16 protein-coding genes are annotated in these 18,023 nt (G+C 61.1%); 11 read left to right on the top strand and 5 right to left on the bottom strand.

Going from position 1 to position 18,023, the window contains the following annotated elements; genetic code table 11:
- The first annotated feature begins 107 nt into the window (after nt 1–107).
- Entirely contained in the window at nt 108–2,168 is a 2,061-nt protein-coding gene (locus V8192_RS06255) for a M13 family metallopeptidase (RefSeq protein WP_341632185.1), read from the top strand.
- Between the two features lie 122 nt (nt 2,169–2,290).
- Here the strand turns inward: V8192_RS06255 and V8192_RS06260 are convergent, their stop codons facing one another.
- Nucleotides 2,291–3,274 carry a sensor histidine kinase gene (locus V8192_RS06260; protein ID WP_341632186.1) on the bottom strand — a complete coding sequence of 328 codons (984 nt, stop codon included), beginning with the start codon at nt 3,272–3,274 and terminating at the stop codon, nt 2,291–2,293.
- A 303-nt stretch (nt 3,275–3,577) separates the two neighbouring features.
- Nucleotides 3,578–4,726 carry a formylglycine-generating enzyme family protein gene (locus V8192_RS14640; RefSeq protein WP_373276319.1) on the bottom strand — a complete coding sequence of 383 codons (1,149 nt, stop codon included), beginning with the start codon at nt 4,724–4,726 and terminating at the stop codon, nt 3,578–3,580.
- Nucleotides 4,727–4,778: 52 nt separating this feature from the next.
- On the opposite strand from V8192_RS14640, the gene V8192_RS06265 reads away from it, so the two are divergent.
- A complete protein-coding gene (locus V8192_RS06265; protein WP_341632187.1) occupies nt 4,779–5,144 on the top strand; it encodes a response regulator in 366 nt (121 codons plus the stop codon).
- 302 nt (nt 5,145–5,446) lie between these two features.
- Here the strand turns inward: V8192_RS06265 and V8192_RS06270 are convergent, their stop codons facing one another.
- Nucleotides 5,447–5,599, bottom strand: coding sequence for a hypothetical protein (locus V8192_RS06270; RefSeq protein ID WP_341632188.1), 153 nt, complete (start codon nt 5,597–5,599; stop codon nt 5,447–5,449).
- A 246-nt stretch (nt 5,600–5,845) separates the two neighbouring features.
- On the opposite strand from V8192_RS06270, the gene V8192_RS06275 reads away from it, so the two are divergent.
- The 9 genes from V8192_RS06275 (at nt 5,846) to V8192_RS06310 (ending at nt 14,907) form a co-directional block, all read left to right on the top strand.
- Nucleotides 5,846–6,292, top strand: coding sequence for an EF-hand domain-containing protein (locus V8192_RS06275; protein WP_341632189.1), 447 nt, complete (start codon nt 5,846–5,848; stop codon nt 6,290–6,292).
- A 1,044-nt stretch (nt 6,293–7,336) separates the two neighbouring features.
- Nucleotides 7,337–7,750, top strand: a complete 414-nt coding sequence (locus V8192_RS06280) for a DUF2147 domain-containing protein (protein ID WP_341632190.1) — start codon at nt 7,337–7,339, stop codon at nt 7,748–7,750.
- Between the two features lie 92 nt (nt 7,751–7,842).
- Nucleotides 7,843–8,400, top strand: coding sequence for a hypothetical protein (locus tag V8192_RS06285; RefSeq protein WP_341632191.1), 558 nt, complete (start codon nt 7,843–7,845; stop codon nt 8,398–8,400).
- 116 nt (nt 8,401–8,516) lie between these two features.
- On the top strand, nt 8,517–10,646 hold the full coding sequence (locus V8192_RS06290) for a S9 family peptidase (RefSeq protein ID WP_341632192.1): 2,130 nt from the start codon (nt 8,517–8,519) through the stop codon (nt 10,644–10,646).
- A gap of 261 nt (nt 10,647–10,907) precedes the next feature.
- Nucleotides 10,908–11,525, top strand: coding sequence for an acyl-homoserine-lactone synthase (locus V8192_RS06295; protein WP_341632193.1), 618 nt, complete (start codon nt 10,908–10,910; stop codon nt 11,523–11,525).
- 15 nt (nt 11,526–11,540) lie between these two features.
- On the top strand, nt 11,541–12,446 hold the full coding sequence (locus tag V8192_RS06300) for a phytanoyl-CoA dioxygenase family protein (protein ID WP_341632194.1): 906 nt from the start codon (nt 11,541–11,543) through the stop codon (nt 12,444–12,446).
- A complete protein-coding gene (locus V8192_RS14645; RefSeq protein WP_373276320.1) occupies nt 12,443–12,898 on the top strand; it encodes a GntR family transcriptional regulator in 456 nt (151 codons plus the stop codon). The genes V8192_RS06300 and V8192_RS14645 overlap by 4 nt, the downstream gene beginning before the upstream one ends.
- Nucleotides 12,828–13,175 carry a lasso peptide biosynthesis B2 protein gene (locus V8192_RS06305; RefSeq protein WP_373276330.1) on the top strand — a complete coding sequence of 116 codons (348 nt, stop codon included), beginning with the start codon at nt 12,828–12,830 and terminating at the stop codon, nt 13,173–13,175. Before V8192_RS14645 ends, V8192_RS06305 begins: the two co-directional genes overlap by 71 nt.
- A gap of 1 nt (nt 13,176) precedes the next feature.
- A complete protein-coding gene (locus V8192_RS06310; RefSeq protein ID WP_341632196.1) occupies nt 13,177–14,907 on the top strand; it encodes an asparagine synthase-related protein in 1,731 nt (576 codons plus the stop codon).
- Here the strand turns inward: V8192_RS06310 and V8192_RS06315 are convergent.
- Both V8192_RS06315 and V8192_RS06320 read right to left on the bottom strand, forming a co-directional pair.
- Nucleotides 14,894–16,723 (bottom strand): metallophosphoesterase, encoded by a 1,830-nt coding sequence (locus tag V8192_RS06315; RefSeq protein WP_341632197.1) that lies wholly within the window; start codon nt 16,721–16,723, stop codon nt 14,894–14,896. The two genes, V8192_RS06310 and V8192_RS06315, sit on opposite strands and share 14 nt — an antisense overlap.
- Entirely contained in the window at nt 16,720–17,763 is a 1,044-nt protein-coding gene (locus tag V8192_RS06320; protein ID WP_341632198.1) for a hypothetical protein, read from the bottom strand. The genes V8192_RS06315 and V8192_RS06320 overlap by 4 nt, the downstream gene beginning before the upstream one ends.
- Nucleotides 17,764–18,023 lie beyond the last annotated feature (260 nt).

Raw genomic sequence — 18,023 nt, forward strand, 5'->3', positions numbered from 1 at the left:
TTGCATATGTTAGCCTCGTCGCCGGGGGCAGTAGCACGTCTTTGTAAGCGGAGTGCGTACCGGTTCCCGCGGAAGCGTGTGTGACGCTTCAGTAAGGGAGACCTCATGTGACCTTAAAGATCCTTTCGGGCGCCGGTTTGTTCGCGCTTGCCGTGGCGCTTTGCACATCATCGCCGGCCGCGGCTCAACCTGCAGACCTTGAGGCCCACAGCGCAGGTACCTGGGGTTTCGATCTCTCCGGCCGCAATACGTCCGTGAAGCCAGGTGACGACTTCTTCACCTATGCGAACGGTACGTATCTCGAGAAGACGCAGATCCCGCCTGATCGCACCTGGTACGGGACCGTTAACGTATTGCGAGACCTCTCCGAGGCGCGCGTTCATGCGATGCTGGATGCGGCGGCTGCGAGCGCTCCGGTCGAGCCGGCAGCGAACGACGAAAAAGGTAAGGTCGGTGCCTTCGACAAGGCTTATCTGAACGAGGCCGCCGTCGAGCCGCTCGACGCAAAACCGATGGCTGGCGACATGGATGCAATCCGCAGGGCCACTGACCGGGCCCAGTTGGCTGCGGTAATGGGAGAAGCGAACAAGGGTTTCCAGTGGTCGCTTTTTCAGCTGGTCATCTTCACTGACCTCAAGGATTCCGATCGCTACGCCGTCTATGTCGATCAGGCCGGCCTGGGGCTTCCCGACCGCGATTACTACCTCGACCCCCAGTTTGCGCCCAAGAAGCAGGCATACCAGGCTTATGTCGCCAAGATGCTCGGCGTGATCGCGTGGCCTGACGCCGAGGCGAACGCAAAGGCGATTGTCGATTTCGAGACCAAGGTCGCCGAGGCCAGCTGGACCAAGGCCGAAGAACGCGACGTTGTGAAGATCTACAATCCGATGAAGGCCGCCGCGCTTCCCGCAATGGCGCCCGGCTTCGCCTGGAAGGACTGGCTGACGGCCGCCGACCTCGGGTCGCGGGAGCAAGTGGTGGCGGTTGCAAACACGGCGCTGCCCAAGATTGCGGCCCTGTACAGCTCAACGCCGCTCGATGTTCTGAAGGCGTACATGGCCTTTCATCTCGCCGATAATGCAGCAGGGACACTGTCGTCTCGCTTCGTCAATGCGAGCTTCGAATTCCACGGTCGCACTTTGTCGGGACAAGAGGCGCTTCCCTCTCGCTGGAAGCGCGCTGTTCGAGCGACTTCCGATGTGATGGGGCAAGCCATCGGTAAGATCTATGTGGCGCAATATTTCCCGCCGGAATCCAAGACGAGCATGGATGAACTCGTCGCGAACTTGAAGGGCGCTTATCGAACGCGGATTCAGCAGCTTTCGTGGATGAGCCCTCAGACGAAGGCGAAGGCGCTGGAAAAGCTCGCTGCGATGGACGTTCAGATCGGCTATCCAAAAAAGTGGCGGGACTATTCATCGCTCAGGGTTCGAAGCGATGACCTCTACGGCAATGTTGAGCGCGGCACCGCGTGGCTGTGGGCGTATCGGCTCGCGCACCTGAACCTTCCGGTCGACCGCGACGACTGGGATTCAACTCCCCAAACCGTCAACGCCTTTAACGACGGTACTGCCAACCAGCTCATCTTCCCGGCCGCGATTCTGCAGCCGCCGGTATTCGACCCGAAGGCTGATCCAGCGGTCAATTATGGCGCGATCGGCGCCGTTATTGGTCACGAAATCAGCCACGGCTTCGATGACCAGGGGCGCAAGTTCGATAAGCGCGGCGGGCTGACCGACTGGTGGACCCCGGAAGACGCCCGGAAGTTCGTCGAGTCATCGAAGACGTACGGCGCGCAGTATGAGCGTTTCCCGATTCTGGAAGGCACGCACATCAAGGGCGACCTAACGATGGGCGAGAATATCGCCGATCTTGCGGGCGTACTCGCTGCGCTCGACGCCTATCACGCCAGCCTTCACGGCCAGCCCGCTCCGGTGATCGACGGGTTGACGGGCGATCAGCGCTTCTTCCTCGCTTACGCTCAATATTACCGGAACAAATGGCGGGAGGAGATGATGCGGCAAAACATCGCGTCGAATGAGCACTCGCCTGACAAGGCCCGTGTGGACGTTGTCCTTCCGAACGTCGACGCCTGGTACCGGGCATGGAGCATCAAGCCTGGCGACAAGCTTTACCTGCCTCCTGAGCAACGCGTGCGCATCTGGTGAATCTTGGGCCACAAGATGTCCGATCTCGGGCGCATCTCGTGTGGCTAGCGGAATGTCAGCTTTTAGACTGGCGCCAGACCAAGATGCGATGTCTGCAATGGGTGGAAAGCTGACATTACGCGCTAATGTGGTGAAGGATATGAGACGCTCACACAGTAACCTGGCGGTCCATCGACGCGAACTTGACCACCGAGATTCTGAGCAAGTCGGCTGATAAGCCGACGGCCCTGACCGGTCCCTTTAGTTACGCCTGCATCACCGGCACCATTGTCTCGGACGGTCAGTGTTCGCGTTCCAGAATGTTCATGCAACGCGATATGGATTTTGCCGCGACCCTCCGGAAACGCGTATTTGAGAGCGTTCGAAACAGCCTCGTTGGCAATCAATCCAACGAATACCGCTTCTTTACTCACCAACGCTCCACAATCGACCGAGCAATCCAAAGCGACTGACCCGCCAGGTGCGAGCGAGTTCTGAAAGTCACTCGTGAGTTCGGCCAGGTAAATCTCAGGATCAACCTTGGCGGACGTGGCCGTTAAGCGGAGCTTGTCGTACACACGTGCCAACACCAGCATACGGGCCCTGATTTGATCAATGCGTTCGTCTTGGTCGGCGGGCGCGAGCGCGATGATTGCCTGCAGATGGTTCTTCACGCGGTGATTGATTTCCTCAAGCAAGGTGTGCTGCTGCCTGCTGAGCAGCGTTACATTTTGCAGCTGTCGACTGAGCGCCTGACGAGCTGCCACCAGCCGCTCAATTATGTAGGTAACCGCACTGCCAATGACGATGAACTGCAGCGCAGCAGCGACATGCGTCGCATCATCGAACTGGAACTGTCCTGGGCCAGGAACGAAGTAGATGGAAACCACGATCGTCGTCGTTGCGAGATACAGGAGTGCTGGTCCTCGGCCCCAGAGCCACCCCACAAGCATCAAGGCCGGTATAAAGGGAAGAAACGGCGAGTATGGCGTTAAAGGCTGGATGAGCAGGCGCAGGCTGAAGCTGGCCATCCAGACCGCAAGTCCCGAAAGATACCTTAGCAAAGGCGGGGCGGCGTGCCTTGTATCGAAAATCCCGGCGAAGCCACGTTGACGCGCCTCAGCCATGCGTCGGCGAAGGCTTGATCCAAGAAATCCATGATCACGTCGAAGCTCACCTTCGCGGATACCAGGACGCTCGACCGGGAGGTCGTCCTCAGAACCAGTGACCGACTCATGCATCTCGCGAGATTTCCCCACTGGGCCGCACCGTCAGAAAGCATGCGATATTCGCAGCCGTGGCGGGACACACTCCGGAGAATCACCTAGCGCGCATACTTCTTGGCTTCGATGGGCATGCCCTCGCTTGCCCGCGCACGCGCTAATGGCAGCTTTGGGTCGAAAGCGGACATTAGCTCTCGACCGCGAGCGCTAGTCTCGGGCGACGCGGAATCCGACTCCGCCACTTCGATAACTGGCCAGGTTCGGGCCTGGACCAGGTGGAGGTGCGAAGCTTCTCGCAGCCGTGCGGATCCAACCGCTCTGGTCGCCCCAGTCGCCTCCGCGGACCACGCGGTAATCGCACGTGGAGGTTGCGGACAAATCCTTCAAATCACCGGTGGCAACGATCGGGCGTGCTGTCAGAAATGGAGCGCCATTTGCAGGCAGTCCTTCATAGTTTGGCGAGAAACAGTCCTCTACCCATTGCAGGACATTGCCGCTCATATCGTAAAGCCCGAAACCGTTCGGAGGAAATGCGCCTCCGGGAGAGGTGTAGATCCATTTGTCGCGCCCAGACGCCAAGCCGCCACAGCAGGTTTCTTTCCCGTGGTTGGCATGCTCGTGGGTCTGCCCGGACCTCCAGAAGTAGGGCGTCGTAGTGCCTGCTCGTGCGGCATATTCCCACTCTGCTTCGGAGAGCAGACGGTAGTGTTTGTGAGTCACGCGACTTAGCCACCGCGCATAATCTTCGGCATCCCCCCACGTGACACACACAACGGGGTCTTGATCAGCCTGCTCGAAGCCGAGGTCGTTCCACGCTGCAGACCTCTCTCCCTCCGGGCCAGCTTTGCCGGTCCACTGGCATCCTTTAACGGTAGCTCGACCAGTCTTCCGGACGAAATAGGCCCACTCCGCTCGCGTCACGTCGTATTTCCCTGCGAAGAAGGGCCTGACCGACACCGCATGCTGCGGGCTTTCCAGCGCATCGTGCATAGGATCGTCCGTTGCTGTGCCCATAAGAAAACGACCGCCCGGGACAGCCATCATCTCGGGACAATGCGGGCAATCACGTGTGACCGCCGCAGCGCTTGGCGGCCTCGCCAAAACTGTCGTGGAAGTCAGTGACAAACTCGTCGCCATCAAAGCCGCCGCAAGCCACGAGATGATTTGTATCGAAGGCGCAGACCGCCTCCTTTTTCCGTGAGTTCTCATGCCTGCGCTCTCCGACAATAGCCCCTGATCGCTTGGTAAGCGCCGTATCGCTAATGTTCGCAATGGGCTGGAAGCAGACATAGCGGTCAACGACTGCAGAGTTTCCCCGTTTCGGAACAAAACGCCGTCATTGACGTGAGACGCCATTGCGCCTTTGGGATTCTGCAGCAGGCGGAGTGGTCACGACACGGGCAGAGACATGCACGCGTATATTATCGAAGACGAATATCTGATCGCGAGATCGCTTCAGGATATGCTGGAGGACCTCGGTTTCACAAAGTTCAGCTTTGCGCGGTCTGAGGACGCGGCAATCGTCGGTGCACATGAGGCGAAAATCGATCTGATTACGGCCGACGTGCGCCTTTTGCCCGGCGACGGCGTGAAAGCGGTGGAGGCCATTTGGGCCGACAAGGACATTCCAGTGCTGTTCATCACGGCGTATCGGGAGGAACTTGAAGAGCGTAGGCCTGACGCAGTGGTGCTGCAAAAGCCCATTACGGCCAAGGAGCTTGAGGCTGGGGTTCGCAGGGTGATGGGCAAGGTTTTGCCCCCTGGGGGTCCATAAGCATGCGCGGCTACGCGTCTAAGGGAGCACAGCGAGCGCAAAAGACGGGTGAGGGTGGTCATGCGATGGGCTATGCTCACCCGCAGATGACGATCATTTAACTTTCGACTGTGAATGGTCGTAGCTAGTCGCTGCCCTGAGATCGTTAAGTGCGTATCTCCGGCCCGGCAGTGCGGTTGCCCCCGCGGCCGGGCCGTTAGATTTCCTTCGTCGACGAGCGTGTGCGAATGACGCTTTGTGCCAATGGCAGGAATTGGTCGAGCGGACATTTCACTAATGTTTGCAGTGGCTAGGATACGAGCCTAGCTGGTCCCGTTTGTGTCAGCCGTCATCAGGGTCGAGATGGCCGTGAGAAGCTGCGCTCCTGCGTAAGGCTTCTGCATCACGACGCTGTTCGGCACGCCTTGCACCTGCCATTCGGCAGCACTGTCGGCGGTCGTGTACACGATCGGCAAGTCTGTCCGCAGCTCGCGTGCATGGCGGGCAATTTCCCACGCACTAGAGCCTCCACATCGTTCAGTGATGGAATGCCAGGAGCTAGCGTTCGCATGGACCGAAAGCGGACAATGGGATCCGGCTTGCCGTCGCCCGCGGACGCCCGAGCTAGTGCAACATTACAAATCGAAACCGGTCGCCGCCACAGACGTTTCTGGCGTTGCAGGAACTTCAGGCTTGATACTGACAACTTGACGGAGAATCAGATGCCTAAGACGTGCTTGATGCTATTAGCGTCCGCGGCCTTCCTTGCCGGCTGCAACACCGTGCGCGGTGCGGCCGCTGATGTGGAATCGGTCGCCAACGCGTTCGATCCTAACATCCATTACACCGTGTGTGGCACCTACGGCATGCTCGATCGCAATGGTGACGGGCGTATCAGCCGCGATGAGTGGCTCGCCTATGGCCCCGCTGAGTTCGCGAGCTGGGATGCCAACCACAACGGCCGAATCGGCAAAGGTGAGTTCTCACGCTGCTGGTATGGCGGCGGGTTCTGGAACAGTTACAACCGCTCCAATTGGCAGCCGGCGTTCGCCGCGCTCGATCTCAACGGTGATGGAGTAATTACCCAGGACGAGTTTTTCAGCGGGGCTGCATGGGCGCGACTGGACCCCAGCAACACTGGTTTCATCACCGCTTGGCCCTGGTCGTAGCGCCGCCTTGAAATTGCGCCCACCTGCTGATGAACGGCGGCTGCCGCCCAAGTAACTACTCTGATGGCTGCTAACATTCGCGGATTGTGGCCGCGCAGCCTAATGTCTGCAATGGGTCGAAAGCAGACACTCGCTGGCTGAATGAAGGGCCGCTTCGCAGCTCTTCGTCGGACTATCTCTTGCGCGGAACTGGCTTGGGTCTCAGCGTGAGTTGGTTATGATACCTGGCCCGCAGTGGTGTTTCTGGTTTCATTCGCGAGGCGGACGCACGTGAGATGCCTGCAGCCCGGTTCCGCTTTCTACCCGCACCTGACGACGTTGCGAGTTACCTTGCCGCGAATGGGTCGTTGCTCAGGCCCGCGCACTGACGAGTAGCTTCGAAAGCCGCGAGGTCATAGTCGGTTGAATATCGCCGAAAGAGGACGGTTCCCTCGAAGATCGCGGAGAACGACATCGAATTGTGAAAAGCCTTGTCGACCTCCCAACCCGGCGCTGGAGCCGCCAGAAACATTTGACCGTTCAAAGAATATCCTAGGGGCTTCCCAGTCGTAAAAGGGGAGCTGTTCCCGAAATATTGGATGGGTTTTGAACTGCCCTCGGTCAGTGAGGTCCACGCGGCATCACCGACCGCTAGGACCACCATTTTCGGGCGAGAGCTGTCGACGGCGACGAGAAAAGCTGTCCCGCGCTGCGCGTCTCGCGTCCCCATCAGGCAGGAGGTCGGCGTCTGGCGATATATTCCCCAATCACCGACCACTTTGACAGGCGCGCCGACGATGCCGGCAGAGAGCAACAGTCCCAACATTCCTGGTATTTATCGCCGTCAGGGTTTCAGCGGTCTTAAAGGCCACCCTGAGGCCCGCCAAAATCCGCTGCCTGAGAGCCCGTGGTCGCCCGGAACGTAATCCATCGGCGGCACAGAAACGGGTGATGACCGACCCGCTTTGCCGGAACATTAGTTCTTTGGGCCAAGAGGCTCTTTTGGTTCGTCATTGTCATCAAGTAGCTAGGTCGTTGTAAGTTTGACCAAGCGAGAGTCGGCAAATGATGTTGGATGCTCAACTGTCGATTCTCCTGGCGATATCGGGGGCGCACCACTCGCCGCGTGCATCGGTTGAAGGTCTCTGGAAAAACCCAATCGGGAGCGCCATCATTGCTGTCGCGCCGTGCGGCGATGCGCTCTGCGGCAAGGTGGTCTGGGCCTCGCCACGCGGGCAGCGCGAAGTCGCGAAGACGACCTCGCGCGTCGTCGGAACAACCGTCCTCACCGACGTGAGGCCGACCGCGAAAGGCTGGTCCGGAAGGCTCTTCATTCCCGACGACAACATCCATGTTTCGGCAAGTCTGCAGCTTCTCGACGATCGCACGCTCAAGCTCACAGGCTGTGCCCTCTTTGGACTGATCTGCCGGTCGCAAATCTGGACTCGCACGGAAGAGACGGCCGACTTGCGCCGCTGAGGGTCGTCAGCGGCCGTCCATCGCAGGCGGCGGGCAGTGCTCCTTGCTTGCAGACATTAGATCGACCGTCCTAACCAGATCTGCGCTAAGCGGTGCTCAGTCGCTTGTTGGGGGGCGAGGCAATGTTCGAGGGTTGGGAAAACTTCTTCCTCATGGCCGGCGGAGCGGCAGCGGTTCTGATCGGCCTCATTTTCGTGGTGATAAGCCTGATGGGCGATCGCCCGCGTTCGACGGTGCTCTCAGGCTCGAGGCTCTACATGGGCCCGATCGTCCTTGAGGTCAGCTTCGTCCTGACGGTGAGCGCTGCTGCGCTCACTCCCGGGATTACGCCGCCCGTATTCGCCGTCATCCAGGCTGGCATTGCTGTCTGGGGGTTCGCCCGCGCCGTCATGTCGAGCGTGGGCATCGGCAACCTCAACAGGATCGGCGGCGAAAAGGTGCACTGGACGGACCTCTGGTTTTACGGCCTCATTCCTTCCGCTCTCTATCTTGTTGCAGGAAGCGTGGCGCTTGCGTTCTGGAAGGAATGGTCGTGGGCGCGCTACGGCCTTGCGATCGTCGTTACCGCGCAGCTGCTGCTTGCAATCCGCAACGAATGGGACCTCATCACCTGGATCACCCCGCGCGGGCGGGAACATGGCGGGGCCTAGCAAGGCCAACAGAAATCGAAATTGGCTGACCGCGAAGGCAGCGGCGCTGCCAACGTGAAGACAGGAGCAGGGATGTGACGATTGAACGGGGCGTGGAGACGTGCAGGACTATCGCGGTGGCGAAGCGGCGATGGTCTGGTGTGCTTTTCGCCTCTGCCGTTCTCTTCGCAGCTCCCGCGTCCGAGGCGCGGGCCAATAGCGGCACGTTCACGATGGAGCAGGTGCTTGCCTATCCCTTCGTACCGGAGCTCCAGGCTGCGAAGGGGGCCGACGCAATCGCCTTCGTGCGCGTCCTTAAGGGCGTGCGCAACGTCTGGCTCGCGAACGGGCCGGCTTTTCGGCCCCGGCAAGTGACGCGCTATTCGAGTGACGACGGACAAGAACTCACCCAGCTGACGTTCTCTCCCGACGGCAAGCATCTCGTTTATGTGCGCGGCGGAGATCATGACGCAAACTGGGAGGCTAAGCTCCCGCCCGATCCGGACTCGGCCACGACGGAACCCAAGGTCGCGATATGGTCTGCGCAGCTCTCGGGTGGCTCGCCCCTCAAAGTCGCCGAAGGCGATGCCCCCGCGATTTCTTCGCGGGGTCAACTTGCCTATCTTAAGGATAATCAGGTCTGGACGGCGCCGCTTGCTGGCAAAGGCAAGCCAAGGCGCCTGTTCTTTGACCGCGGCGATGACCGCGCGCTCGCGTGGTCGCCCGACGGGGCGAAGCTTGCTTTCGTCTCCGACCGAGACGGCGACCACAGCTTCATCGGCATTTATGATCTGAAATCCGGGACGCTGACCTATCTCGCTCCTTCCACCGATTTCGATGATTATCCGGTTTGGTCACCTGACGGATCGCGCATCGCCTTTGCGCGCCGGCCGGGCGCGGGCGGGGCGCCCAAGCCGCTTCTGAAACAGACGCCCGTTCCTTTTTCAATCTGGGTCGCGGACATCGCAAGCGGGCAGGCAAACCGCATCTGGCAAAGTCCCGACACGCTCCTCGGATCGTTCCCGGAAACCGCGGGAGAAGTGAACCTCAACTGGGCTTCCGGCGACCGCCTGGTGTTTCTTGCCGATCTCGACAATTGGCCGCATCTCTATTCGCTGCCGGCGAGCGGGGGCGAACCGCTGCTACTGACGCCGGGCAGCTTCATGGTCGAACATGTCGCCATGAGCCGTGACCGCAAGTCCGTGATCTATGACGCCAATACAGGAGCCTCGCAGGACGATCACGATCGCCGTCACCTGTTCCAAGTGCCGGTTGACGCGCCGCACCCGGTCGAACTTTCGCGCGGCACAGGGCTCGAATGGGCACCGGTTGCGGCGAGCGGGACGGACGTCGCCTTTGTCAGCGCCGGCGCTGCGGCGCCGCCCTCGGTATCGGTGATTGGCGTGGACGGGCAGGGCCTTCGCGATCTTCGTCCCGGCACGGTGCCACCCGAATTTCCCGAGACGGCGCTGATCGCCCCCCGTGCGGTGGATTTCAAGGCGCCGGACGGGTGGACCATTCATGGCCAACTGTTCGACAACGGCAGCGGTACAAGGAAGCCCGGAATCATCTTCGTGCATGGCGGACCGCCGCGGCAGATGCTGCTCGGCTGGCACTACATGGATTATTACAGCAACAGCTATGCCGTGAACCAGTATCTGGCCAATCACGGCTATGTAGTGCTCTCGGTGAATTACCGCCTCGGCATCGGCTACGGCCACGCCTTTCACCATCCGGATCACGCGGGCCCGGCGGGCGCAGCCGAATATCAGGACGTACTCGCGGGAGCGAAATATCTCCAGGCTCTGGGCGACGTCGATCCCGGAAAGATCGGCATCTGGGGGGGATCCTATGGCGGGTATCTGACCGCAATGGGCGTTGCTCGCAATTCCGAGATCTTCAAGGCAGGCGTCGATCTTCACGGAGTTCACGACTGGTCGAGCTTCATCGAAATGCGCTTGGAAAAGCGGCCGAAGCGCTATGAAGAGGGTGATATCAAGGAAGCCCTGAAAGTTGCCTTCGACTCTTCACCTATTGCAAGCATGGACGGCTGGCGTTCGCCCGTGCTGCTCATCCAGGGCGACGACGACCGCAACGTAAGTTTCTCGCAGACGATCGATCTTGCCCGGCGCATCGAGGACCGGAAAGTCCCGTTCGAGCAGTTTGTGATTCCCAACGAGATTCATGGCTTCCTCAGATGGCAGTCCTGGCTCGCGGCAGATACAAAAAGCGCGGGCTTTTTTGGCCGGACGCTGCCCGCGCAGTGACCTAAGGGCGCCGGCGCGGCAGGCACGCTGTCCCCCAGAATTGAGTAGCTTCTAGGAACCCGCGATCAGGCCCCCCGCGCCCCTGAAGCGCCTGCGCGAGCGTTGTCGGCTGCAGGAGAGCCCACTTGCTGTCATGACTTTTGATGGCGCGATCGGTTACCTCGACGTTTCTCGTCGCTGACCCCCCAGTTCTTGGTATTTCGCGCTCTCTACTCCTTCGCGATGCTCGCCGCCTCAATCCAAGGGAGCTTCGGGCGAGCCATGGTCATCGTCGAACGCGGATGTGCTTCACTACTTGATCATCGGGCGCTCCGCGCGATGTTCGAGGACCGCAAGAAGGTCTTCGTCGATCTCCTGAAGTGGAAGGTGCCGGTCCTCGAAAACAGGTTCGAAATCGACCAGTTCGACGATGAACACGCGACATACATCATCATTGCCGGCGAGAACGGAGATCACCTCGGTTCTGTGCGTCTCCTTCCGACAGTCCGGCCGCATATTCTTGGCACCCTTTTCCCGGAGCTCTGCGCTGATCCGCCGCCGCGCGGCCGCGACGTGTTTGAGATCACGCGCTTCTGCCTCTCGCGCCGGTACGGCGCGGCAGCAAGGCTCAAGACCCGTAACCTGCTCGTGAGCGCACTTGCCGCATATGCGCTCGAGGCGAAAATCAGGACCTATACCGGCGTTGCCCAAATGAGCTGGCTTCAGCAGATCCTCGCCTTTGGATGGGACTGCCGCCCGCTGGGCATCCCGGCGCGTCTCGAATGCGGAATGATGGGCGCACTTGCGATCGAGATCACGTCCCGGACGCCCGCCCTTCTCGCAGCGAACGGCATCTGGAGCGAGACGCCGCATCCGGCCCGGATGCCGGAAGCAGCTTGAAGGAGCGCTGCGACAATGAGATGCCAAGCCGGCCTTGGTCCGCAGATCAAGCAATGGTCGAGGCTGCTCCTCGAAGAGGGATGGTGCATCATCCCCTCGCTTCTTGCGTCCGAGACGATCGCGGCTCTCGATGGCGATCTTGAGACCGATTTTCTCGAGACACCCTTTTGCGAAGGCGGCTTCTACGGCGCGCGCACCAAGCGCTTTGGACGTCTGCTGCTGCGCTCGCCGATCGCGAGCAAGCTTGTCCAGCACCCTCTGGTGCTCGGCATTGCACGCGAGGTGCTGCGGCCCTGGTGCGACACGATCCAACTTAATTTGACGCAGGCGCTCGCGCTTCATCACGGGGCACCGCCGCAGCTTCCGCACCGAGACCAGGACATGTGGGGCGGCGCGATCGGCGAGCTCGAATATCTCGTCAACGTGATGTGGCCCTTCACGCCCTATCATGCGCGCAACGGTGGGACGGTCATCTATCCATCGAGCCACGGATCAAGGGCGCTCGATCCTGCAGTTCCTCCGGGTGAATTTGCAGTCGAGCTCGAGCCGGGATCGGCGCTGCTGTTCCTGGGATCGACGCTGCACGGCGCCGGGGGAAATCTCAGCAGCGAAGTGCGCCGAGGTGCAATCGTCAGCTACTGCCTGGGATGGCTGAAGCCTTACGAGAACCAGTGGCTTGCCTATCCGCCGCAGGTCGCGAGGCGCTTCAGCCCCGAGCTTGCAGCGCTGGTCGGTTACACCCAGCACCGTCCGAACCTTGGAAATTTCGAAGGCCAATGTCCCTCGGTACTGCTGCGGGACGAAGTCCCCCGGCGACTTGCAGCGACCGATGCCCTGCGGCCCGACCAGGAGGAGCTCGTCGCCGCGTTCGTTCGCGAACAGGATTGGCCGGGGAGCCTCATCGGCCATCCGGCGGCATGAACCGGCCGGGCACCTTCGAGCGCGTCTATGCGGCGATCAAGCAGCAGTTGCGCAGCGGAATGTGTCGCCCGGGCGACCGGCTCGAGCCATCGCTGCTTTCCTATGATCTTAACGCCAGCGTCACGCCGGTCAGGGACGCGCTTCACCGGCTGACCGGCGAGCGGCTGGTCGAAGCCCCCCGCCATGAGGGCTTCAGGGTTCCGGCATGGACTGAAGGAACACTGAGGCATCTTTGTTGGCGGCGCGGCATTCGCCGCGTGCCGAGCCGACGATCCGTTGCGCTCTGCGCTCGGGCTCACCGACGAGCCCGCCAGGATCGTTCTTCCGCACTACACTACCCCAAGGGCCTCTCTTCTCGAGAATCGGCACTCGCATGCCCGGCTGGGGGACGTCGTCAGCGTCGCATCACAGCTTTTCCGCATGCAGCGTTTGTTGCGGTCGCGGCCAATTGATTCGCTGCTGGCCCAAGGTCCTGCTCATCAGCCGATCAGGGATCGCCAGCTGATTGACCTCGCCTCGCGCTTTCTTGCCGCGCGAAAGCTAGTTCCCATCAAGCGAAACTGCCTGCTCGATTCCCTCTCGCTGGTGCGCTGGCTTGGCGGGGGTCGGATCCTGTTCGGGGTCAAACTCCATCCGTTCGCGGCGCATTGCTGGGTCCAGTCCGGGGCGCTCATTCTCAACGATCTCACCGAAAATGTGGCCGCGTTCACCGTGGTTCGCGTGGTCTGATGTGTTTGAACCCTATGCCATAGCTTTTGGCCGCGGCGCCCACCGCCACGCGCTTGATGCCGGGGCGGCAGAGCTTGACCTGCCGGTCCGGATCGAAGCTGCAGAAATGCTGCTCGTTGCGGGTGCGGGAACCTCCTTCCTCAAGGGCGATCACTCGCTCCTAGTCGGCCAGATCTTCGATACCGCGGAAAAACGTCTCGAAACGCTTCCAGTCGAATTTGAATCCTGGTCGACCCTCGCCGAGGCGCGCGCATTTCCGCCCGGCGTCTGGGGCAATTTCGCCTACTTCTCGAGGCCGGCGGGACTGGCGAGCGTCTACCGCGATCCATCGGGCTCGGTGCCCGTCTATCGCATCGGAGATCGCAGCGAGGCAGTGTTCGTTTCGAGCGCCGAATTTGCGCGCAAGCTCAAGCTCGTTGAGCAGGCCGAATTCGACGAGCGTTTCATCGTTCACTGGCTCCAATTTCCGTTTCTCCGGACCGACCGGACCGGCATCGAGGGTGTGACGGAATTGCTCCCGGGCATGGTGTTCAGGAGCTGCGGTCGGAGAAGTTGGCGCCAGTCGAACGGATGGCACCCTTCCACCTTTGTCCTGAAGCATATCCAGGACCCGGCCGAGGGAGCCCGAAGGCTTCGAGCAACTGCTCTTGGGATCGTTGGCATTCAACCGAGCGCATCGAAGATTGCCTTGAGATTGTCGGGCGGCCTTGATTCGTCGATCATCGCAGCCTGCCTTGCAGAGGCGAAGCGCGAATTTTGCTGCATCAACTTTGCGACGACCTCACGTGATGGCGACGAGCGCGGACATGCCCGCGAGGTCGCACGAACATTCGGAGCAAAGCTGGTCGAGGTCGGCGAGCCCGAGACAGGGCCGCTCGAAATCCCGGATCGGCTCTCGTTCCGGCCCCTCATGAATCCTCTTCTTTTGCCGTTTGAAAAGGCGATCGACGAGGCCGCACGAGACCTTGGCGCATCGCTGCTCGTCGATGGAGGAGGGGGCGACAATCTCTTCTGCTCACTATCGAGCGCTGCGCCCCTCATCGATGCACTGAGGAGCATGAGACCTTCCAACGTGAACGCTGCGCTTCGCGATATTGCATCACGTGCAAACTGCACGCTCTGGGAGGTGATTCTCGCAGCTGCGCGGCGGCTCGCTGGAGGTCGCCCGGCGTGGAAGGAGGACCGATCCTTCATGGTCTCAGAAGCGCTCCTTGCCCGGCCCAACCTGCACCCCTGGTTGCTCGAGCTTCCGGCACCGCCAGGAAAACGGGAGCATGTCGAGGCCATCGTCCATATCCAGCATTTCCTCGACCGCTCAGGCTCTTCCATCGAGCGCATTCATCCGCTGCTCGCGCAGCCGCTCTTGGAACTATGTCTCCAAATTCCCTCCTGGCTCTGGCTCGCGGGTGGCCGCGACCGCGCAGTTGCCCGCGAGGCGTTCAAGGGCCTCGTACCCGCCTCGGTCCTCGAGCGGCGCATCAAGGGCAGCCTCCAAGGCATGCTCTATCGTGGATTTTCAGCGCTTCGTGAGCCGATGCGCGAGCTTCTTGTCGAAGGTGAACTCGCGAAGCTGCGGATAGTCGATGCGGCTGCGATTGAGGATGCCTTGAATGGCGAGGTCTGGATGCGCGACGAGGTTCAGCTTCGCATCAGCGAGATGGCTGCCCTCGAACTCTGGATCCGATCATGGGGCTCGCGCGTCGCGAGGACCCATCACCTTAGCTCACGGTGAGCGGTCCCTCGACGAGGTGGGACTTGAGCGCCGGGTTTTTGGGCCTGTCTCCCCTGTCCCGGGGCGTCTTTTCAAGGCCGATGGGATAGATGGTGAGCGTTCCGTCGGCGCCGATTCTCAAGCGCAGGAAACATTTGAAGCCGCGGTGAGCGAACGATGAAAATCCCTCGTTCCAGTGCAATCCAAAGGCGCGCAGCATCACGAGCAGGTAGAAGCCGTAGACGGTTGCCGAGAGGATCGCCGATGCAATCGCGGCAATGAGGATATCCCGCGGGACCGTCGCTGCGCCCATCGGCGGCAGGTACCGCACCGCGAACCGCATAGCCGCACAGGTGGCCGAGGTGACCGCGAGAGCCTGGAAGAAGGCATGAGTTGCACCGGTTATGACCCTTAAGGGCCAGTTCCTCGCGTCGGCAGCATAGATGTAGGCTGCAAGCGCCGCGATGATGAGGAGCGCGGCCGAGGGGGACACGATGGCAAGCCTCCAATAAATGCGCATCGCGTCGGAAAACGATCCTGGGTGCAGCGCGTCCCGGAGTGATCCATGGCCACTCAGGCGGGCGTTGAAGTCGAGCAGCCAGATGAAGATGGCGTAGGCGACGACGAGGGTCGCGGTGAATCGATAATTGATGCCGGCAAAGGCGAGGTTCCAGAAGGCGAGGGCGTGGGACTTGGCGCGGCTGGGATAGACGGCGTCGGAACCCGTCGACGTCTGCGCGAGCTTGAAGGTGCGCACATTATTCTGCCCGGGGGTGAAGCGCGTGCCGGGTGGCGGATATCTCCAGTTGAAGCTGTTGTCGTGAAGATGATGCGTCGGGTGAAGGAAGGCGCCTCCTCCGCCCGCTGTCACATATTGCCGTTCTCCTTCCACAAAGCGCGAATAATGGTGACTGTCGCCGGTAAGGACGAGTTTCAGTTCGTGACCCATGGGTTTGCCTTGGTCGTCGACTTCGGCGGCCGCGAGACGCTCGAGGTAGGAGAAATTCTCGAACTCCTGGCCGGGCTTGTCTGGCCTCGCGTAGAACCAGCGCGGCCCGTCGACGCACAGGATGAGCTTTGAGCCCTTGTCCATCCAGTAGCGTGCGACATGCCGGAAATAGTCGACCTGCGGCTGGTCGATATAGCCTTCGAGCTGCGAATCGGTGCCCCAAATCCACCAGTTCTGCGGAAGCCTCGCTGCAAAATAGCTTCGCGTCTGGTTGGTGGCGCGGCCAGCAATTACCCGCCCGTCGCGGTCGAAGCCGATGGCTCCCGGCGGCTTGATGCGCCGTCTGCAGAAGAGGCCGAAAAAGGAGGAGAGCCCGTCATACCAATCGTGGTTTCCGGGAACCGCGAAGAGGTCGTGCTCGCCCTCCTTCCACTGCGGGATGCCGCCCGGTTTGTAGGCTTCCTCGTAAGGAGCAAGGAAGCGCTGGTCGTAGGCTTCGCGCGAGGCGAAGGGATAGACCTGGTCGCCGCCAAGGAGGATGAACCTGCCTCGCGGCAGCTCGGGGAGGCCTGGAAGGCTGATCGCTGGAGCCGACACGAGGCGTGCCATCGCGTAGGTCGAATTCCAGCCGTCCCCGGTGTCGGCCAGATAGTCGAACCAGAAATCGCCCTTGGCCCGCGAATAATCAAAGCGCTCGTCGAACGGCTGGGGAGCGATCGCGTTGGCCGAAGCAATCGCTTCGCGGCGGTCGGCAAAGGCCCCGAAGACGCTCGAGATGGCGACTCTTATCGCGGTCGCGACGAGGATCATCGGGCTGTACCAATTGGTCATTGGCACCTTCCTGAGGCGCTGGGGTGCCACCGCGGCCGCCGGCTTGCCGTTCGTCATTGGACGGGCGCCCTCGTCCCGCCCTTGCGGAAGAAGGCGTTAGCGCGGTCAGAGAGCCAGAACGCCACCCTGTCGGAGAACATGCCGGCAAGAATGCCGATGCCGCAGAAGGCCATGTAATTGGTGCCTGCGCCTGAAAGGCCGCTCGAGGCGCCCGTCACCGCGGTTCCGCCCAGAAGCACGATGTAGAGGCACAAGGCGATGAGGCCGCCCAGGAAGACGCGCGCCCAGGTTTCCTTGGAAGCGGTGATGTCGAACTGGCTCCTTGGATAGACGAGCAGGACCAACGTTACGAGGATCGCGCCGAACAGGCCGGAGAAGAAGGTCAGAAGGATCTGGAGCAGCGCAGGCGGAAAGAGAATGAGAAGTCCGCCCACGACCATCCAGTTGCTAAGAAGGACGTCCATCTCCGAAAAGCTGGTGCTGACCTTCTGCTGCGTGTCCGATAGCGCGGTAACCGCCTGCTGGGCGCGGGCGGTCTCGAGCTTGTCCTTGGTGGTCTGGAAGGCATCGAAGGCGCTTCGATATTGCACCTCGGCTGTCTCGAAGTTTTTCGCCGGCTCGTCGGAAGCCGCAAGGAGCGGCGACGGGGTCTGCCCGGCGCTCGCCCGGCACTGCTTGAGGTCGTTGAGGGCTGCGGCCCGGGCGCCCGGGCTCTTGTCCTTGGGCAACTCGATCTGGCACGCCTTGGCGAGCCGTTCGAGGAACGGCTGAAGCTCGTCCCAATCGTCCTCCCAGTGCCGCTGCGCACTGTTGAAGGCGACCTGGTCGGAGCGAAGCTGTCTCGTCAGCCCGCGTGCTTCGCCCCTGAGACCTCGAAGCTCGTCGTTGATGCCGCGGGCCTCGTTATTGACGGTGAGCGCTGCACTATAGCCGAGCGAGAGCTGCTGCTGCTTGATGCTGGCGAGCACCTCCTGCTGGGCCACCGCAGTCATGACGAGGAGCAGAAAGACGAGCGTCACGAAGAGGACGCCGCCGCCGTGAATGAGCCACAGGACGAGCCGATTCGATCCGTCCTCTGGGGACTGGCGATTTGTCATGGATTGCCTCCCTTGAAGGAGCCGCGATGCAATTGGGGAAAGGTGGGAAGCGTCGACATCGCGCGCAGGTCGCACCCAATGCCGCCCCCACGGACGCGCGTATCAGTCGTCGATGAAGAGAAGCTGTGCCGCACGCTTCCAGACTCCCCCCGCTCCGGAAATCCCCCGGGATCCCGGCAAGCGCGGTCGTCAGCTCGGCACGCTGATAGGCAATATATGCGCCGATCATCAGGTGAGATCAACGGTGAATGCCAAATAAC

This window comes from Sphingomonas agri, assembly GCF_038148795.1.
GTDB lineage: Bacteria > Pseudomonadota > Alphaproteobacteria > Sphingomonadales > Sphingomonadaceae > Sphingomicrobium > Sphingomicrobium agri.

What these genes read in the sequence shown, in the direction of transcription:
- V8192_RS06295 (WP_341632193.1), top strand. Translation starts at nt 10,908, where the DNA reads ATGGTCATCGTCGAACGCGGATGTGCTTCACTACTTGATCATCGGGCG.
- V8192_RS06260 (WP_341632186.1), bottom strand. Translation starts at nt 3,274, where the DNA reads ATGGCTGAGGCGCGTCAACGTGGCTTCGCCGGGATTTTCGATACAAGG.
- V8192_RS06300 (WP_341632194.1), top strand. Translation starts at nt 11,541, where the DNA reads ATGAGATGCCAAGCCGGCCTTGGTCCGCAGATCAAGCAATGGTCGAGG.
- V8192_RS06315 (WP_341632197.1), bottom strand. Translation starts at nt 16,723, where the DNA reads ATGACGAACGGCAAGCCGGCGGCCGCGGTGGCACCCCAGCGCCTCAGG.
- V8192_RS06265 (WP_341632187.1), top strand. Translation starts at nt 4,779, where the DNA reads ATGCACGCGTATATTATCGAAGACGAATATCTGATCGCGAGATCGCTT.
- V8192_RS06275 (WP_341632189.1), top strand. Translation starts at nt 5,846, where the DNA reads ATGCCTAAGACGTGCTTGATGCTATTAGCGTCCGCGGCCTTCCTTGCC.
- V8192_RS14640 (WP_373276319.1), bottom strand. Translation starts at nt 4,726, where the DNA reads ATGGCGTCTCACGTCAATGACGGCGTTTTGTTCCGAAACGGGGAAACT.
- V8192_RS06280 (WP_341632190.1), top strand. Translation starts at nt 7,337, where the DNA reads ATGATGTTGGATGCTCAACTGTCGATTCTCCTGGCGATATCGGGGGCG.
- V8192_RS14645 (WP_373276320.1), top strand. Translation starts at nt 12,443, where the DNA reads ATGAACCGGCCGGGCACCTTCGAGCGCGTCTATGCGGCGATCAAGCAG.
- V8192_RS06320 (WP_341632198.1), bottom strand. Translation starts at nt 17,763, where the DNA reads ATGACAAATCGCCAGTCCCCAGAGGACGGATCGAATCGGCTCGTCCTG.